The 2,093-nt window shown below is 26.5% G+C and carries 1 protein-coding gene; it reads right to left on the reverse strand.

Features of this window, described 5'->3' with window-relative positions; genetic code table 11:
• Positions 1–248: 248 nt before the first annotated feature.
• A complete protein-coding gene (locus tag HMPREF1983_RS04995; protein ID WP_040461076.1) occupies positions 249–1,937 on the reverse strand; it encodes a septation ring formation regulator EzrA in 1,689 nt (562 codons plus the stop codon).
• Positions 1,938–2,093 lie beyond the last annotated feature (156 nt).

Below are 2,093 nucleotides of genomic sequence, written 5' to 3' on the forward strand. Positions count from 1 at the left end.
TAAAATATTTATGTTTTGTGAAAGAATATTTTAATTGTTAAATTATGTGATAAATAGTTAATTGAGAAAATAATAATAAATATAATCTTAGTTATACTTATCTAGCTTACCTATAATATCCATTTGATAACTAAAATTTTATTAATTCTATCAACTAAGATAAATTGTAAAATAAAGCGCAACAGTAAGATAAAAAAAATATTTAGTATAGATTTCTACACTCTATACTAAATACTTTTCTTCTTATTCTATTTAATAGAATTTCTTATACGTTCATATGCTCCGGGTTCTATCTTATCTAAAGAATTTCTAATTATTTCTAACGTTTTGTTATAACGATACTCACGATAGTATTGTTCAGCAACTGTTAGCTGTTGATGTAATTCAACATTATCTTTTCTATACCTATTGGCATAACGAATTAATTTTTCAATCAATTCTATGTCAGTTAAGATGGTATTTACTTCAGAACGATAAATTTCTAATGACTCCTCTGCTTCTGCTACGGAACGTTTTAGTAAATCTATATTAATTGGTTCTTTTCTTAATTCCTCTAAGGCATACTTGTAACTATCCGTTACATCTTTGTATAAAACAATAAACCTGTCACTAAAACCGGGAACTCTGGAATTATCAAGTTTACGTTTAATAACCTCTTTCTCCTGATTAATAAATGATAATTTTTCTCTGGCAATGCCCTCTTCTTCACGAAGGCTGGTTAAATACCTTGAATAATTTGTTTGATCTTCCTCTATTTTTTCAAGTCCTTGACCTAGAAGTTCGACTTTTTCTTTTAAGTCTTTATAGTTAAGTTTCGGTTGATTATTAATATAAACGTCAATATCATGTTTAATATTCAACAGATTATTTAACTCTTCATAGTAGTTTGCTACCATTTCTTCATCTTTTTGATAAATTTGATATCTATTTTTTATCTCTTGAATATTGTTATACAAAGCTTCATTTAATTGATCTTGTAAATTTAATTTATTTGTAATTTCACGATAGTTTTCTTCAATGTATTTCTTATACTCAAGTTCTTTTTTCAAATCTTTTGAAATTTCATCAATTACATCGTAAATTCCATCTAAAATATTTTCTATTAAGTCAATATCTCCGGATTTCACCTTATCTCTTGCGTCATTTAGTTGCCACACACTGCTTTCTATTTTACCTGATATGTCTAAATGATTTAATTTAAAACCTTTTTTCTCCATTTCTTCTACTTTAAGACGTAGTGCTTGAATTTGTGCAGGACATGTTTTTTCGATTTCTTTCAATAGATCCGGAAGTATTTCCATTCTTTCCTTCAACTTTAATACAACATCTTTAATGTGTGAAATTTTTTCTTGTGCTTCTATGTACTTTCCTGTTGAAGTTAACAATTTAAAATCATCTAATTGTGGTGCTATTTCTTTAATTTCTAATTCAAATTCTTCAGCAGCAGTACCGTATTGATGACGTTTAGCTAATAATTCACGATTAAGTTCTTTATACTCTTGAACAATCTCCTCATAAAGTTCTTTATTACTAGGTTCAATTTCAGCTAATTCTTTAATTTCTTTTCTTATACCGGATATTCTATCTTTAATATTAGCGATTAACTCACCGCTATTCATAATAATTTCATCAGCTTTTTTAAAGTTAAATTTGTCAATATATCCTTCTGCACTGTAAAGATCTTTATCCAATTCCTCAATATCAATACTTTGAATTTCGTACCATTCACTTTCCCAACTTGCATAAAGTTTTTCTGCCTTACCTGATATATTTATTGCTTTTATCTGTTTCAAATCATCAGATAGCGTTTCTCTTTCTAGCTCATCTTTCATAACTAAAAGAGGGTATAAATCTTGTTTTTTCCTGTTTCTTAAGATAAATAGTGCCACTATACCACCAAGAACAAGGACACACACAAATAAAAATATATATGTCATATATCTTCCCCCTGAAATTTTCATTAATTTATTAAATACAATAAAACCTATCAAAATTATACCATTTTTAAGAAAAAAAACAAAGTATTTATATTCATTTTTTTCTAAAAATTTTACTAGGTATATTAGAAAAATATATAAAAATTAATAATATAT

The sequence above is a fragment of the Gemella bergeri ATCC 700627 genome (genome assembly GCF_000469465.1).
Taxonomy (GTDB): Bacteria; Bacillota; Bacilli; order Staphylococcales; family Gemellaceae; genus Gemella; species Gemella bergeri.

Coding starts and splice junctions, on each gene's coding strand:
- HMPREF1983_RS04995 (WP_040461076.1), bottom strand. CDS start 1,937: ATGACATATATATTTTTATTTGTGTGTGTCCTTGTTCTTGGTGGTATA.